Annotated in this window: 11 protein-coding genes and 1 pseudogene; 5 read left to right on the plus strand and 7 right to left on the minus strand. The window is 69.4% G+C overall.

Annotated elements, in window-relative coordinates; genetic code table 11:
- Positions 1 to 972 precede the first annotated feature (972 nt).
- Positions 973 to 1,110, plus strand: coding sequence for a hypothetical protein (locus tag J116_RS29860; protein WP_161492108.1), 138 nt, complete (start codon positions 973 to 975; stop codon positions 1,108 to 1,110).
- 88 nt (positions 1,111 to 1,198) lie between these two features.
- Here the strand turns inward: J116_RS29860 and J116_RS05590 are convergent, their stop codons facing one another.
- Positions 1,199 to 2,884, minus strand: coding sequence for a ribonuclease J (locus tag J116_RS05590; RefSeq protein ID WP_023586110.1), 1,686 nt, complete (start codon positions 2,882 to 2,884; stop codon positions 1,199 to 1,201).
- An 881-nt stretch (positions 2,885 to 3,765) separates the two neighbouring features.
- Here J116_RS05590 and trhA point away from each other — a divergent pair.
- Positions 3,766 to 4,530 carry a PAQR family membrane homeostasis protein TrhA gene (trhA, locus tag J116_RS05595; protein WP_079147667.1) on the plus strand — a complete coding sequence of 255 codons (765 nt, stop codon included), beginning with the start codon at positions 3,766 to 3,768 and terminating at the stop codon, positions 4,528 to 4,530.
- 262 nt (positions 4,531 to 4,792) lie between these two features.
- Here trhA and J116_RS05600 read toward each other — a convergent pair whose 3' ends face one another.
- The gene (locus tag J116_RS05600) at positions 4,793 to 5,131 is read right to left on the minus strand and encodes a helix-turn-helix domain-containing protein (RefSeq protein WP_023586112.1); all 339 of its coding nucleotides are present in this window, start codon (positions 5,129 to 5,131) and stop codon (positions 4,793 to 4,795) included.
- Between the two features lie 1,335 nt (positions 5,132 to 6,466).
- Here J116_RS05600 and J116_RS30750 point away from each other — a divergent pair.
- Positions 6,467 to 6,810: pseudogene (locus J116_RS30750) on the plus strand (hypothetical protein); the annotation flags it as partial.
- A gap of 102 nt (positions 6,811 to 6,912) precedes the next feature.
- On the opposite strand, the gene J116_RS05605 reads toward J116_RS30750, so the two are convergent.
- The 4 genes from J116_RS05605 to J116_RS05620 form a co-directional block, all read right to left on the minus strand.
- Positions 6,913 to 7,221, minus strand: a complete 309-nt coding sequence (locus J116_RS05605; RefSeq protein WP_023586113.1) for an SCO5918 family protein — start codon at positions 7,219 to 7,221, stop codon at positions 6,913 to 6,915.
- A 49-nt stretch (positions 7,222 to 7,270) separates the two neighbouring features.
- Entirely contained in the window at positions 7,271 to 7,675 is a 405-nt protein-coding gene (locus J116_RS05610) for a CBS domain-containing protein (RefSeq protein ID WP_023586114.1), read from the minus strand.
- Positions 7,676 to 7,721: 46 nt separating this feature from the next.
- Complete coding sequence (locus tag J116_RS05615; RefSeq protein WP_023586115.1) at positions 7,722 to 9,218, minus strand: DEAD/DEAH box helicase; 1,497 nt, start codon at positions 9,216 to 9,218, stop codon at positions 7,722 to 7,724.
- A gap of 341 nt (positions 9,219 to 9,559) precedes the next feature.
- Positions 9,560 to 9,763, minus strand: coding sequence for a cold-shock protein (locus tag J116_RS05620; protein WP_023586116.1), 204 nt, complete (start codon positions 9,761 to 9,763; stop codon positions 9,560 to 9,562).
- Positions 9,764 to 11,202: 1,439 nt separating this feature from the next.
- On the opposite strand from J116_RS05620, the gene J116_RS28330 reads away from it, so the two are divergent.
- Both J116_RS28330 and J116_RS30755 read left to right on the plus strand, forming a co-directional pair.
- On the plus strand, positions 11,203 to 11,487 hold the full coding sequence (locus J116_RS28330) for a very short patch repair endonuclease (RefSeq protein WP_235617317.1): 285 nt from the start codon (positions 11,203 to 11,205) through the stop codon (positions 11,485 to 11,487).
- Complete coding sequence (locus J116_RS30755) at positions 11,382 to 11,636, plus strand: PDDEXK family nuclease (protein WP_069818287.1); 255 nt, start codon at positions 11,382 to 11,384, stop codon at positions 11,634 to 11,636. Before J116_RS28330 ends, J116_RS30755 begins: the two co-directional genes overlap by 106 nt.
- Positions 11,637 to 11,891: 255 nt before the next feature.
- Here the strand turns inward: J116_RS30755 and J116_RS05630 are convergent, their stop codons facing one another.
- Positions 11,892 to 13,226, minus strand: a complete 1,335-nt coding sequence (locus J116_RS05630; RefSeq protein WP_023586118.1) for a class I SAM-dependent RNA methyltransferase — start codon at positions 13,224 to 13,226, stop codon at positions 11,892 to 11,894.
- Positions 13,227 to 13,279: the final 53 nt, after the last annotated feature.

The following is a 13,279-nucleotide window of genomic DNA, read 5'->3' on the forward strand; positions in this document are numbered from 1 at the left end:
CGACTATGCCGAAGTACCACCGATGCACGGACACCAGCCCACACAGCACCCGCACACCAGCACGAAGTCGAAAGAGTGGCTCCCGACACGGAGAGTTCCCTGGGACTTTCCTGGGACTTCCAGCTGCAACAACAGGTACGTACATGAAACAGCTGAAAGGTCATTCCTGCAGGTCAGCGGCCCACGACTATCCATCGTGGCAGGTCACTGCGCTCACTGGTCTCTTCCGCGACATCTGACCAGCAGCACTCAGTGGGTCTGCGCTCAGCGTCGCCTGCCCTCGGCGCCCCATCGTTGCTCGCCACCTCGACAGGGTCTGACCTGCCCGACAAGGCGCCTGACATTCCATCAGAACGAGCATCAAATGAGCGTCACGAGCGTCATTTCAGCGTCAAGACATCGCCCGTAACGCCCACACCGCACATAAGACGCACCTGCAAAACCCCAGGTCAGGCGTCCTTCTTCACAGGCTCCAGGATCGCCACGCACTCCACATGATGCGTCATCGGAAACACATCACAAGGTGTGAGGACGAGAAACCCGCCGGTCACGCGGGTTTCTCTGCCTCATGCACGGCCTGTGAGGCGGCTGGAGCGTCAAACGAACGTCACGGCTGACGGCATAGGTGTGCTCCGTCATCGGGTGCACCAGGCTGTGCGCGCTGCTGATCCCCGTGGCGTCACGTTGCTGCCCGGGGCCGACAGGTCAGCTGTGGGAGCGACTGCACGAAGACCAGCCGGCTCCGGCCCCCAGCCGGGAGCGAGGAAGAATGTGTCGCTCCCGACTGCACTCCGGATGCCCAGGGTGGGTCCCCCGCCCGGCCTTGCGCCGGGGCCGCCCGCGACCGGGACCTCGGCGGCGTGACGGCGCCGCTCTGGTCCACGAGCCGGAGCCTGGCAGCGGGCGACCAGCGCTCGCGGTGGTGTGGCGGGCGGCACAGGCCGGGCTCACAGCCTCGTCACGCAGGGCGAGGTGTCGTGGGCAGACGGGAAGATCACCGCCGTCTGTGAGGTACCGGCCGGCATGTCGGCCTGCGCCAGGCCGGACGACGCGGCCGGTGTCCAGCAGTGCGCGCAGCAGCTCGTACAGGCCGATCCGGCGGGCCGGTGAAGAGGCTGGACACGAGGAACTCATGGCCGAGTCTCACCTCGTACACATCGTCGCCCGGCCCCGGACATCTGCCGGGCTGGGCAGTGGCTCAGGCGTCGATGATGACGGGGATGATGAGGGGCTTGCGGCGGTGGGTGCGGAACGCCCAGTTCGCCACGGCACGGGCGATGAGCTGTTCGAGCTGGTGCGCGTCCCCGACGCCTTCCTCGGCCGCGGTGGCCAGGGTCTTCTCGATGACGGGGATGACCGGTTCGAAGGTGGTGTCGTCGTGGACGAAGCCGCGGGCCAGGAAGTCGGGGGCCTCGGCGAGGGCGCCGGTGTCCGCGTCGACGATCGCCACCACCGTGACGACGCCTTCCTCCGCGAGGGTGAGGCGGTCCTTGAGGGACGCTTCGGTGGCGCCGCCGACTTCCATCCCGTCCACGTAGACGTTGCCGGCGGGGACCTTGCCGGTGATGGACGCGCGCCCGTCGACGAGATCGACGACGACGCCGTCCTCGGCGATGACGACCCGGTCGGGGTCGACGCCGGTACGGATGGCGAGGTCCCCGTTGGCCTGCAGGTGGCGCCATTCGCCGTGCACGGGCATGACGTTGCGGGGTTTGACGATGTTGTAGCAGTAGACGAGTTCGCCGGCGCTGGCGTGCCCGGAGACGTGCACCTTGGCGTTGCCCTTGTGGACCACGTGGGCGCCCCACCGGGTGAGTCCGTTGATCACCCGGTAGATGGCGTTCTCGTTGCCGGGGATGAGGGAGCTGGCGAGCAGGACGGTGTCGCCCTTGCCGATGCGGATCTGGTGGTCGCGCGTGGCCATCCGCGACAGTGCGGCCATCGGTTCGCCCTGGGAGCCGGTGCACACCAGAGTGACCTTGTGGTCCGGGAGCTTCTCCAGCTCCTTCGTGCTCACGACCAGACCGGAGGGGACCTTCAGATAGCCCAGATCACGGGCGATGCCCATGTTGCGGACCATCGACCGGCCAACGAAGGCGACCTTGCGGCCGTGCTGGTGGGCGGCGTCCAGGACCTGCTGGATGCGGTGCACGTGGCTGGCGAAGCTGGAGACGATGACCCGGCGCGGCGCGGTCCGCATCACCTGCTCGATCGCCGGGTTCAGCTCACGCTCGGAGGTGGTGAAGCCGGGTACTTCGGCGTTGGTGGAGTCGGTGAGGAACAGGTCCACACCCTCCTCGCCGAGGCGGGCGAAGGCGCGCAGATCGGTGATGCGGTCGTCGAGAGGGAACTGGTCCATCTTGAAGTCGCCGGTGTGCAGCACCATCCCGGCGCTGGTGCGGATCGCGACCGCGAGGCTGTCGGGGATGGAGTGGTTGACCGCCACGAACTCGCAGTCGAAGGGCCCGAAACCGCGCCGGTCGCCCTCCCGCACCCGCACCGTGCGCGGCCGGATCCCGTGCTCCTTGAGCTTGGCCTCCAGGAACGCCAGCGTCAGCTTGGAACCGACGACGGGGATGTCGGACCGCTCGCGCAACAGGTACGGCACACCGCCGATGTGGTCCTCGTGGCCGTGGGTGAGTACCACGGCCACGACATCGTCCAGCCGGTCCCGGATCGAGGTGAAGTCCGGCAGGATCACATCCACACCGGGCTGGGTCTCCTCGGGGAACAACACGCCGCAGTCGACGATGAGCAGCTTGCCGGCGTGCTCGAAGACGGTCATGTTGCGGCCGATCTCGCCCAAGCCGCCCAGGGCGATGACCCGCAGCCCTCCCTCGGGAAGGGGCGGGGCGGCTTTCAGCTCGGGGTGCGGATGACTCATGTACTCACGGTACCCGGAGAGTGGGACGGCATGATCCATCGCCTGGGCGATCTCTTCTTCCCGGCGGCCCGGGGCACCCGCACCTCCGGGGGAGCTTTCGTGCCCCCTCTTGCGGTGGCCGGCATCCGTGGCCTCCTTGTACGCCTCGGCACTGGTCCACCCGGTGTACAGGCGCCCCTGGTGCCCGTGGGCGTCGTCCAGGACATACGCCGAGCCTCGCGAGGGCGGCCGTGACGCCTCCGCACCGCGGGGTCGGCGGTGTCGTCGGCCCACTGTGCCGACATCAGCACACTGGCCCGCCGGTGCTCGGAAGCCAGGACAGTGCGGCGAGCCCGTACACCAAGGGACCGCGGTCGTGTCAACACGGACGCCTCCTCTCGGCGAGGACCAACTGACCGTGGTCCGACCACCGCGCGTATCGAGCCCGGATCCGTCCCGCGCTTCCGTCTGACTGTCCGGAGTCATCGGAATCCCGATCGGCATCGGCGCCATGTCCTTGTCGGGCTGCCGGAGGACTTCCGCCGGCGTCCCGCGCAAACCGGTCGCGCCCTTCCGACGCGGTCGAGGCGACGGGAGGGGCACGATGGCTCGCGCCGACCAGTCCTTGTTCCAGCTGCCGTATTGAGGGAGCGGATGCTTGGGAGCGGCACTCGGGAAGCATCGGCGGTCCTCGGCATAGGTGGGCGGAGACGCACGCTCGGAAACCGTGGCCTTCCCACGGTCAGCCGCTCCCATGACTCCCGCAGGCCCGGTCGGTGGCGGGTCGTCGGCCTCTGCGCTCGCCTGATGGCCGAGCAGGCCCGTGCGGCGAATCGCCGGCTCGACGTTATGGCCCGACCTCCGAAGACGCTGTTCCGGGGGAAGGTTCTTACCATGATCGGATGGTTGCCGATGATGCCCAGAAGACCGAGGCAGGACGGGAAGTCGCGTCCGAGGACGTTGCCCTGGCCGGGCTCCCAGGCGGATCACATCATGGCCATGCCGGAGAGAAGCCTCATCCGGTGGCCGACCTGGTCGAGCCGGTCAAGCCAAAGCTGCGCGGCTGGCTCCATGCCGCGATGGTTCCCGCCTCGTTGTCCGCCGGTATCGTCCTCATCTGCCTGGCCCGGACCCAGGAGGCGGCTCTCGCCTGCGCTGTGTACTCCGTCACCGCTTGGCTGCTGTTCGGCACGAGCGCCGTCTACCACCTGGGCACCTGGGGGCCGCTGGGTGAGGCCGTCCTGCGTCGCCTCGACCACGCCAACATCTTTCTGATCATCGCTGGGACCTGCACCCCTCTGGCCGTCGTTCTCCTCCCCCCCGACCGGCGAAACCTGTTGTTGCTGATCGTGTGGACGGGCGCGCTGACCGGCATCGCCTTCCGCGTCCTGTGGGTCAACGCTCCCCGCTGGCTCTACACCCCCTGCTACCTGGTCCTGGGGTGGGCACCGGTGCGTTACCTGCCCGACTTCCTCCACACCGGCGGTGCGGCCGTAGTCACCTTCATAGTGACCGGTGGCCTCCTCTACAGCGCGGGCGCGGTGGTCTACGCCGTCCAGCGCCCCGACCCCTCGCCCCAGCGGTTCGGCTTTCACGAGGTGTTCCACGCCCTGACCGTGGCGGCCTTCACCGCGCACTACATCGCCATCTCCCTCACCGCCTACTGATCACAGCAGCACGCACATGCGCTCCTGCGGAACGGAGCCGTCGCCGCACTCGCGGCCCGATCAACGGCCGTGTGGGGGTGCCCCTGGGAAGAGGCGGCGCCCGGGCGTGGAGCCTGTCGGCCGCCTCGCCCGCTGTGGGAGTGCCGCGACGGGGCGAAGGAGTGAATACCAGGGGAACCGACCGGAGACGAACACGAACCCAGCGGTACGGCGCGGCCGTGCACGGTTGTGCGGCCCGCCGATACCGGCGGGCCCGCTCACCTCAGGCGGCGGTCGACGGACTGGACGTCCCAGCGGCGCGGCGGTACTCGGCGTTGATGCGCTGGGCTTCTTCGAGCTGGTCTTCGAGAATGACGATCCGGCATGCGGCCTCGATCGGCATGCCCCGGTCGACGAGCTCACGCGCCCGGGCTGCGATGCGCAGTTGGTAGCGGGAGTAGCGGCGGTGTCCGCCCTCGGAACGCAGCGGTGTGATCAGTCGCGCTTCGCCGATGGCGCGGAGGAAGCCGGGAGTGGTGCCGAGCAACTCGGCAGCCCGCCCCATGGTGTAGGCGGGGTAATCGTCGTCGTCCAGACGGCTCAGCGACTCGTCTGCTGTCATCTCACCTCTCTGTGGAACGCGTGGAGGGGCCTTGGTGCCGTACGGCACCAAGGCCCCGAAGGAACTGCAACACCATCTGCCGGCCCTAGTGCTGTGCCGGCCTACTTTTTCCGCCCAGCCGCCCGATACTCCGACGGGGGTGCGGGGATCGCGGATGCGTGACCGGAGACCACCTGCCTATCGATGTCCTGCGGTACCCGGGCTCGTGTCTTCCGCCCGGGCGATCCCGATGGCGCTCGACTCCTCCGTTCTTCCCTCGTAACCCATCACTTGCGAACAGGAACTGCGTACTGCTGATACCGCGAACTGCTGGTGACCTTGTACAGCGCCACCCTCCGGCAGTCGGCCCCGTCGCCCGTCCTGCGACTGCTCTGGCTCGGGACCCCACCACCGGACTCCCCGGCGCGCGCGTCCGCAGTCCGACGCCTTCGCCAGGGCACCACTCGATACAGCACTGCTGGTACTGCGACCGCATGAACTGCGGCCTTGCTCACGGCGGCCCCTCATCACTTCGGGCCACCCGGTCCGGTCGTCAGTCCCGTCACCGTCATACGACAACCTGGCTTCGGAACTCCACCACCGCACCGCCATACAAGGACTGCTGCCCGGCAGTTCGTGTCTGCCGGGCCCTGTTAGATCTCGGCTACGAGAGAAACCATAACCGAGAGGCCTCCGAATATCTATCCCCGCAACTACAGATTTCCTGCTGCCGGACGGTGAGGACTCCCGAAGAGCCGATCTGCGCTGATGGGGGGCCGTCCGCAGCGCAGCGTCCCGCCGCACGGACGGGACTCAGAGACACCCGTCGAGCTGTCCGTGACGCCGACCGGCGCGGCGCACCGCCGACCGCGATCCTCGATCCCCTCCGGCGAACACGGTGGCCCCTGGGCCGGCGGGCGGAGCGCAGGCGCGGGCGGGACAAAGGCCGGGGGCCAGGATGACCCTGATGAGCGCGGTGTCCGCCAACGCCACGGCTGTCCGTTCCACCGCGGCCGTTGCCGACACACACGGAACCGCACACGTCCTCATCGAAGATCTGCGGCAGCCGAACGGTAGTCGGCCCATGCCCCGGGCGAGCCGCGGACACCGCGGTCCTGACCGTGTCCGGGCTCGTCACCGACGCTCCTTGCCACGGCGGGGCACCCACACACGGGAACGGACGACCCACCCGTTCACCGTCGAGGTGGCCGTCGGCGGCCGGCCACCGGCTCGCAGTCGCCGCGCATACGCACCCCACTGCCCCGGACACCCGGGGCGAGGCGTGCGCGCCGCGTCCCGCCCGGTGGTGCCACCGGGCGGGACGCCCGTACGGACCGGCCCATGGAATGCGATGCCATGCCGAAGCCTGACGAGCTGATCGCTGTCATCGCCGCCCGTGGAGTCCGGGCGGAGCCAGATGTCCCTGCCCGTGGTCACCGGTGGTGCTGTCATCACGGGTCGGCTGGCTCCCGAAGCCGTGTGGAGGCAGAGGGTGCCGGAGGCGCTGACGGTGCGTTCGGGCGACTTCTCCGCTGTCTTCGACACCCCGCGAAGAAGGACGGCCGCCCACGCATCCGCACTTCCGCGTCGCACCGAGCCCGCAGGGCACGGTGGGGATCCCGGAGACGGGCGGGATGTACCGCACGGCGATCGAGGACGTCAGCGCCTGGACCGTGGGGCAGTTCAGCCACTGCGACCATCGACCCAACACACCGCGCCAGGAGCGGCACACAGTGAGGGCCCTACCGGCGTACGCCGGTAGGGCCCTCACTGTTCCGTTCGGCTCCCGCTCGCCCCGTCGGTCAGCCGGACAAGGGGGTGCCCAGCATTGCGGAAGCCCGCTGCAACGGGCTCTCCACGTGCGCGGGCGCGGCCTCGGGGAGGACGCGACAGGTGAAGCCGAGCCGGGACATGGCCCGGAGGACCTCACCGGCACTGAAATCCCGGCGGTCCTGGCGGGTGACGACCTCGCCGACCTGCTTGGCGGGGTAGTGGCGCCGTCCGATGATCACGGACTCGCTGGTGACCGGTTCGGGCTTGATGCCCTTCATGGATTCCAGTACGCCGCTCTTGGTCAGGTCGAACGGGAAGCGGGCGATGACACAGCGCATGATGCCTCACGGGGAGAAGGAGAGACGGGGACGACCGCCGTGAAGCGGGTCAGCGGGAGAGGGCGAGGACGCCCGGAGCGTTGCCCTGTTCGTCGGCCACGGGCAGGGCACCGAGCCGGCGGTGCCGCACCGCACGCTCCGCTTCGGCCCTCGCGGTCAGCGGCGGGGTGAAGGGAGCGATGACGTCGGCGACGTCACGCAGACAGATCCGATCCGTGTACCCGGAGCTGTCACGAACGGCCGTGAGCCCGGCCCGGGTGACCAGACCGGTACACAGACCGTCATCGTCACAGACGACCAGATGACCCGTACGTGCGGCGGCCATCACGGACAGTGCCACCTCCACGGTCATGTCCTCCCAGACCTGCGGTCCTGCCGTGCCCATGGTGTCCGCCACGGTGCCGTGCACGCGCTGGGCACCCGCCGGGCGGAACTGCGTCTGGACCAGCGTCAAAGGGTGCCTCCTGCGGAGATGGGCCGGCTTCCTGAATCAGAAGGTTCTATGCCGCCGTACCGACGGTCGACTGCCTTACGGACGCGCGGCGGGCCGCCGAAGCGGGGCGGCGTCGGCCACGTGAGGCCGCGCCGTGCTTCTTGGGGCGTGCGGTCACCGGTGCGGTGATGACGACCGGGACGCCGGAGGGGGCCTGGGCACCGGTGATGCGGTGCAGGGCCGCCTCGCCGGTGCGGACCTGGGTGGTCAGCGGGACGATGCCGGCCGCTGCCATGAGGCGGGTCATGGCGCGGCGCTGGCTCGGGGTGACCAGGGTGACGACGCTGCCGGACTCGCCGGCGCGGGCCGTACGGCCGCCGCGGTGGAGATAGTCCTTGTGGTCGGTCGGCGGGTCGACGTTGACGACCAGGTCGAGGTTGTCGACGTGGATGCCGCGCGCCGCGACGTTGGTCGCCACCAGCACATTGACGTGCCCGGTCTTGAACTGCGTCAGCGTGCGGGTGCGCTGCGGCTGCGACTTCCCGCCGTGCAGGGCGGCAGCCCGTACCCCGCTGTTCAGGAGGTGCTCGGTGAGACGGTCGACGGCGTGCTTGGTGTCGAGGAACATGATGACGCGGCCGTCGCGTGCGGCGATCTCGGTGGTGGCCGTGTGCTTGTCGGCGCCGTGGACGTGCAGCACGTGGTGTTCCATCGTCGTGACCGCGCCGGCCGAGGGGTCGACGGAGTGCACGACGGGGTCGCTGAGGTAGCGGCGCACGAGCAGGTCGACATTGCGGTCGAGGGTGGCGGAGAACAGCATGCGCTGGCCCTCGCGGCGGACTTGGTCGAGCAGGGCGGTGACCTGCGGCATGAAGCCCATGTCGGCCATCTGATCCGCCTCGTCGAGGACGGTGATGCAGACCTGGTCCAGCCGGCACTCGCCCCGGTCGATGAGGTCCTTGAGGCGTCCCGGTGTGGCGACGACGATCTCGGCGCCACCGCGCAGCGCGCTCGCCTGCCTGCCGATCGGCATCCCGCCCACCACCGTGGCCAGCCGCAGCCTCACGGAGCGGGCGTACGGGGTGAGCGCGTCGGTGACCTGCTGCGCCAGCTCACGCGTCGGTACGAGGACCAGTCCCAGCGGCTGCCGGGCGTCGGCGCGCCGCCCGGCCGTACGGGCCAGCAGCGCCAGACCGAAAGCGAGGGTCTTGCCGGAGCCGGTGCGGCCACGGCCGAGTACGTCCCGCCCGCTGAGGGAGTTCGGCAGGGTCGCGGCCTGGATCGGGAACGGTACGGTCACGCCTTGCGCACCCAGCGCGGCCAACAGCTCCTTGGGCATGTCGAGATCGGCGAAGCCCTCCACGGCGGGAAGCGCGGGAGTGATCGTCTCGGGGAGGGCGAACTCTCCCTGGACTGCCGCGGGCCGGCGGCCGTAACCGCCGGAACGGCTCGAACCGCCCGACCGGTTCGGGACCGACGGACCGAAGCGGCTGCCGCCCCTGCCGGAGTCGGCACCGCCCTTACCGGTACGGATGAAACGGTCGTTCGTACGCGTGCGGTTCATGGGGAACCTTCCTCGATGCGGCACATATCGAGGAATTCCCGCAGCGATGAGCAGCACGGAGAATTGCAAGAACGGGCCGGCGGGACAAAAGCGCATCTGGCCGACGGAAATCCGTACGCGCACGGGCGCTCAAATGATTGACGCAAAGCGGACGCAATGTTCGGGCGTCCATCGCGATGAAGCCACGACAGGTTGCGCGCACCCTTGGAGGATGCTTCGCATGCGGTGAGCGCACGCCTTTCCCGGCTGTCACCCACAGGAGAAACAGCCACAGGAAACGCAAGCAGCCGGGACCCGCACCCCAAAGGATGCGGGTCCCGGCTACGAAGTGCGCGTCAGCGTCAGGCGGGAACGATGTTCTCGGCCGTCGGGCCCTTCTGGCCCTGCGCGATGTCGAAGGTCACCTTCTGGCCCTCGAGCAGCTCGCGGAAGCCCTGGGCGGCGATGTTCGAGTAGTGGGCGAACACGTCAGCACCGCCACCGTCCTGCTCGATGAAACCAAAACCCTTTTCCGCGTTGAACCACTTCACAGTACCAGCAGCCATGTCTTTTCTCCTTTGGGGCAGTGCCTCGGGGTCCGCACTGTGCGGACCCCGTGTCGCCGCGATGATCACCCCGCCCGGAAAAAGACCGGATATACAAAAGCGCTTCCAGCGGCACAAGCCGAGCCGGAGGCACTTGAAGTTTTCGGGAACCACAACTGCAACTGGGATCGACAGTAGCACGCCTCAGCAGTCTGTGCGCGGAGAAGACTCCGAGTTCACTTATTGCGGCAGAAAATCTGTCAGCATGTTCCGTTTAAATCTCGGTCCGCGGACACAGATATTGACCCAGCCGGAGCGCAACGTTCCGGGAAGCATGAGGCGCGCCGGACGACAGGTCAGATCACGTTCTCAGACCTGCTCACCGATCTCGGGACCGGCCAGAGCGTCGAACGAGCCTCACGACGGCTACCGAGGTCGCCGGGCTGAACGCGGTGACAGGGGCCGGGCAGGGCCGGCGAGGTGCCCCAGCCGCGTTGGCCGAAGCGGACCGCCGCCCGCCCGTGTGGCAGATCACCGATCACGTCGTTCCATGTGCCGACGGAGCCGCCCAGTGGTGGACCAACACCAGGGCCGGTGCGGCACGTGCCCCGGCCCGTACGCCCAAGGCTCCGGCTGCCACCGCAACCCGCCTCGTCGTTCACATCACCGCTGCACCTTTCCCCCGGCCGCTCGAGACGATCCGCGTTTCGCGACCGGGTGCCGTCCGCGCCGACCAGCAGGCCGGTGACGAGGGTGCCGCCGCTGGCGAACACCACCTCGTGACATCCCCGAGGGTGCGGGGTCTGCCGGTCCGGGTGCCTCCACTGGACGCTGCCGACCGGCAGCGAGTCGAGCGGGTTCCGCCGCAGCGCCACGCGCCACCGGGCGTCCGCCCGTACGGTCGTCGCGAAGTTCAAGCCGAACGCGCCCGTCCCGGTCGAGTGTCTCCGCTCAGACCAACAACCTCACACGAGGCCGTGGACAGGGCCCATGAGAGCGTCGACAATCTGCGCCAACGTCTGGAAGAGCCGCGCGACCAGCACCCCGGCGTGGACGGCGGGACCTCGACATGATTGCCCCGCGGTTGGACGAGCCCGACCGAGACCCTGGAACCCCCCGCTACATGATCGAGAACCTGGTCGAACGGTGCGGCGGCGTCCCCGGCGTCCTCGCGGCGGCCCAACTCGTCCGATCCACGGTCGCGGCGCTGCTGCCCGGCTCCTGATGCCTCTCCCCGTCGCACAGCCACGTCCGACGTTGCTGCAAAGCCCCTCGCTGAGACGGGAAAAGAACGCGATGCCGGGCTCAGTCGCAGCATGAGCGGCGGTCGTGAACGACCCGGACAGATCACCGGTATGCCTCCCGTAACGGTGAGGCAACCTGATGGTTGATCAGGCGTGGGAATCCAGGAACGCCGCAGAGGGACGCCGGCGCCGGGCGATGCCAACGCGCGGAGGGTCATGATCGCCCAGCGAAGCCGGGACACGGCTCCGGAGTTTGCACGTCGCCGGGCCGTGCACTCCTTGGGCTTCCGCTACCGCGTGGACCTGCCGATCGTCGGCATGCCACGTCGCCGCGCGGACGTCACGTTCACGAAGTGGCGCACCGCCGTGTTCGTACAGGGCTGCTTCTGGCACGCATGCCCGAGCCACATGCACGCGCCCCTGCACACTCGGAGTGGTGGCGGCAGAAGCTTCGGGGCAACGCCCGCCGCGACGAGGAAACCGATGCCCACCTCACGCTGATCGGTTGGCTGCCCCTCCGCATCTGGGAACACGAGACCGTCGACGGCGCGGTCGAGCGGGTGGCGGCGCTCGCCACCCGAGGACATCCCCGCGCCTTGGCCATCAGCACCTGGACGCCCGTGCTGGAACGGGCAACCGAGGGCGCGTAAAGGAGCGCATGCGGCATGCAAGCAGACGCGGGGCGGGACTCCCTGTCGTGGGGAAGCCCCCACGATGCCAGCACCACTCCAGTGGAGGTGGAAGACGCTTTGCGTAGTCGGCAGGACAAGGAGGGGAACGGCCTGAGCGGCCCGCCCCTGACCTGACATCCCATCAGAGCGAGCGTCAGATGAGCGTCATCTCAGCGTCAAGACATCGCCCGCAAGGCCCACACCGCACATACCGCCCACCCGCAAAACCCCAGGTCAGGCGTCCTTCTTGACCGGCTCAAGGATCGCCACGCACTCCACGTGGTGGGTCATCGGGAAGAGGTCGAAGGCCCGGAGGGTGCGGGGCTTGTAGCCGGAGTCCTTGAAGTACGCCAGGTCGCGGGCGAGGGCTGCCGGATCGCAGGCGACGTACGCGATGCGGCGGGCGCCGAGGGCGGCGAGGTGGCGGACGACCTGCTTGCCCGCGCCCGCGCGGGGCGGGTCCAGGACGATGAGGTCCACGTCCGTGATGCCCGTGCGCGGCAGGACCTGGTCGACCTTGCCCTGCTCGATGCGCACCCGGTCGTAGCCCTGCAGGTTGTGGCGGGCGTCCTCGACGGCGCGCTTGCCCGACTCGATGCCGAGCACCGCGCCCTTGTCGCCGACGCGGTCCGCGAGGGCGCCCGCGAAGAGGCCGACCCCGCAGTACAGGTCCAGCGCCGTGTCGCCCTTGCGGGGCAGCAGGCCCTGCATGACCGCGCGGACCAGGGTGTCGGCGGCCTTCGGGTGGACCTGCCAGAAGCCGCCGTTGCCGACGCGGTACGTGCGGTCGTCGGCGCGCTCGCGGACGAAGGCGCGGCCGTGGACGCGGTGGACGCCCCCGTCCTTCTCCTCCACGCGCAGCACCGACACCGGCTTGTCCAGTTCGACCAGCGGCAGGCGGGCACCCGGGCGCGGGGTGAGGATGACCTGGCGGTCCTGGGAGCCGGTCGCGGCGATCGCCTCGACGGACGCCATGCCCGGCCACTCGCGCTTCTCCACGCCCAGTTCGCTGACGCCCTCGGCGGCGATCAGGCAGCGGTCGATGGGCTCGACCTCGTGCGAGCGGTGGCGGCGCAGGCCCGCGCGGCCGGAGGCGTCCACGGCGTACTGGACGCGTGTGCGCCACTGCGGGACCTCGCCCGCCGGCAGCTTGTCGCCCTCGGCGGGGACGACCGTGCCGTCCCAGCCGGCCTCCTCGGGCGTGAGGCCCGCGAGGCGGTGCAGCTGCTCCGCGATGACCTCGCCCTTGAGGCGGCGCTGGGCGCCCGGCTTGGCGTGCTGCCAGTCGCAGCCGCCGCAGCGGCCGGGCCCGGCGAACGGGCAGGGCGCCTTGATGCGGTCCTTCGAAGCCTCCAGGACGGTCACCGCGTCGGCGCGCAGGAAGCGGGACGTCTCGTCACCCTCCGTCACCCGGGCGACGACCCGCTCGCCCGGCAGCGCGTGCCGGACGAACAGGACGCGGCCCTCCTCGGTACGGGCGACGCAGTGGCCGCCATGCGCGACGGGGCCGACCTCGACCTCGTACTCCGCACCGATCAGCGAGGGGGACTCGGGTGCGTTCTTCGGCATGGCGGGGTGACTCCAGGGAGAAAGAGGAAGAGGAACAGGGGGGCGCTGCTGGG

This window comes from Streptomyces thermolilacinus SPC6, assembly GCF_000478605.2.
GTDB classification, from domain to species: Bacteria; Actinomycetota; Actinomycetes; order Streptomycetales; family Streptomycetaceae; genus Streptomyces; species Streptomyces thermolilacinus.